Origin of the sequence: Cupriavidus sp. SK-3 (assembly GCF_000611145.1) — a bacterium.
GTDB lineage: Bacteria > Pseudomonadota > Gammaproteobacteria > Burkholderiales > Burkholderiaceae > Cupriavidus.
In genome coordinates this window covers 12,366-14,601 of sequence record NZ_JFJV02000047.1, presented here as the reverse complement: position 1 = coordinate 14,601, position 2,236 = coordinate 12,366, and the positions used below count along the sequence as shown (strand labels likewise).

Here is a 2,236-nt window from a genome sequence, read left to right as displayed (position 1 = left end):
TGTACGGTTAAGGTAAAAGTTCGAAGGGGCGACTGCAGGGTGCGTTGGGCACTGCTCTGGCGGTGAGCTGGCGATTCGAATTATCCCCGCTTTGGTGTTGGCATTCGCCTGGTGCGGCTAGTGGCGCAACGCCGCTAGAAAGATACCTCGACGGTAAAGAAAGTCGCCCGAAGGCAGTGGCCTGCCGGCGGACAGGAAGCCGACGAGTCAGTTCAGGCCCCCAGCAAGCCAGACCACGGCGAGGTAGGTCAGCACGTGCGCGTACTGGTCCACGCCAAATGCCCACCAGAACTGCGGCAAGTTCGGCGTCAAATTGGCGCTTCGGCCGAAGCGCACCTTCCAGCGGTCGACCATGTAGTGGACGACAGCGTCGAAGATCCCCAGCCAGAGCCAATGGGCCACACCGAAGCCGCCGAGCAGCACAGCGGTGCACAGGCCATGTAGCCCCGCGTGAGCATAGCCACCCGGGCTACGGAAGTCGCCCTTGCCGGCCAGCATCCAGCTCGGCTGCCACAGGAAGTCGCACACGAGATGCTTGGTGAACAGCGCGAATAGCAGCAGCAATGCCATGGCCAGCTCTCCAGCCAAAGTCACCCAGACCGCACGCAGCCGCCGGCGACAGGGTGGACATCATGCTGTTCGACGGCCTGCAGTAAGGCCTTTCAGCCCTACTGCACCAAAGGCGTATCGGCCCCGTCGAGATCCACTCCCTCGATCACCGCCTGCCCGGCCAGCAGGCTCAGGTACTGGCGCAGCGCGGTGACATAGGCTTGCTGGCGCAGTTGCAGCGCCACAGCCGAGCGCACTGTCTCGAACGGTTGCACTTCGCCGCTATCACGCGCGCACACCTCCACCACGTGCAGGCCAAAGCGGCTGTGCACCAGCCGCGGAAGCACCCCGACTTCCTGATGACCGAACAGCTCGCGGGCGAGCTCCGGCGCGCAATCGCCCGCCTCCAGCCAGCCCAGGTCTCCCCCCTGGGCGCCGCTCGGGCAGTTTGAAAACTCGCCCGCCGCGCGCGCAAAGTGCTCGCGCGCGGACGCCGGGTCGTCGTGGCAGCGCACTTCCACGAGCATGCGTTCGGCGCGCTGGCGCAGCGCATTGACATCCAGGCCGGGCGTCACGGCAAACAGGATGTGGCGGGCCAGCACGCGCTCGCCGCGGCTATATCGGGCGAGATTGGCCGCATGATGGCGCCGGCATGCCTCTTCGCCCGGCTCGGGTATCTGCAGTTCGTTTTCCAGCAGGCTTTCGATTGCCGTGCTGGCGGCCTCGCTGATCACGCCGTCGGTTGCGCCGGTATCGGCTTGATCGAGCAGCCCGGCGCGCTGGGCCGCCTGGCGCAGCAACTCGGTGCATGCGCGCTGGCGCAGGGCTTCCGGCGCCAGCGTTTCATCGTCGGCGTGCAGGACCTGGCCGTTGACGGACGCGGCGCGGGTAGATACGGAATGACGCATGGCACGCTCCTCAACGCGATTGTTCGGGCTGCGCACGCTTGGCGCGTTCGTGCCCGGCCGGCAGGTTCAGGCGGCGGCTGCGCACCACCTGGTAGGGACGGAACAGGTAAGTCACCGAGGCAAAGCCGCTCCAGACATGGACCAGGCGGGTGAAGGGAAACACCAGGAACACCGTCATGCCCAGCACCATGTGCAGCTTGAACACCCAGCCCACCCCCTGCATCAGATCCGGAGCGCCGCCTCGCAGCGTCACGATGCGCTGGGCCCATTCGGCCAGCACCAGCATCATGCTGCCGTCCAGGTGTTGCCCGGACAGCGGTATGGTGCCCAGCCCCAGCGCCAGTTGCACCCACAGCAGCCAGAGGATGGCGATGTCCCCGGGACGCGAGGTGGCGCGAATACGCGGGTCGCCCAGGCGGCGATGCAGCAACAGGCTCACCCCGATGAAGCCAAGCACGCCTGCCACGCCGCCCGAAATCATCGCCAGGAGCTGCTTGGCGCCAGCGCTGATGAAATGGCCGTAGACCGCATGGGGCGTGAGCATGCCGAACAGGTGCCCGAAGAACAGGAACAGCACGCCGACATGGAACAGGTTGCTGGCCCAGCGCAACTGCCCGGCGCGCAGCATCTGCGAGGAATCGCTCTTCCAGGTGTACTGGTCACGGTCGAAGCGGATCAGGCTCCCGACCAGAAATACGACCAGGCAGATGTACGGATAGAGGCCGAAGAAAAAGGTGTCGAGGGCGGCAGTCATGATCGCGCTCCGGTGACGGGTCCGT

3 protein-coding genes are annotated in these 2,236 nt (G+C 65.8%); all 3 read right to left on the bottom strand.

Annotation, left to right across the window (positions count from 1 at the left end; genetic code table 11):
* Window positions 1-207 precede the first annotated feature (207 nt).
* Window positions 208-570, bottom strand: coding sequence for a DUF3307 domain-containing protein (locus CF70_RS04990; protein WP_051648046.1), 363 nt, complete (start codon window positions 568-570; stop codon window positions 208-210).
* A 98-nt stretch (window positions 571-668) separates the two neighbouring features.
* A complete protein-coding gene (locus tag CF70_RS04985; RefSeq protein WP_035861245.1) occupies window positions 669-1,457 on the bottom strand; it encodes a peptidylprolyl isomerase in 789 nt (262 codons plus the stop codon).
* Between the two features lie 10 nt (window positions 1,458-1,467).
* On the bottom strand, window positions 1,468-2,211 hold the full coding sequence (narI, locus tag CF70_RS04980) for a respiratory nitrate reductase subunit gamma (RefSeq protein WP_035861243.1): 744 nt from the start codon (window positions 2,209-2,211) through the stop codon (window positions 1,468-1,470).
* Between the last annotated feature and the right edge of the window lie 25 nt (window positions 2,212-2,236).

Excerpts from the sequence above, each read along its gene's own strand:
- CF70_RS04990 (WP_051648046.1), bottom strand. The coding sequence starts at position 570 with ATGGCATTGCTGCTGCTATTCGCGCTGTTCACCAAGCATCTCGTGTGC.
- CF70_RS04985 (WP_035861245.1), bottom strand. The coding sequence starts at position 1,457 with ATGCGTCATTCCGTATCTACCCGCGCCGCGTCCGTCAACGGCCAGGTC.
- narI (WP_035861243.1), bottom strand. The coding sequence starts at position 2,211 with ATGACTGCCGCCCTCGACACCTTTTTCTTCGGCCTCTATCCGTACATC.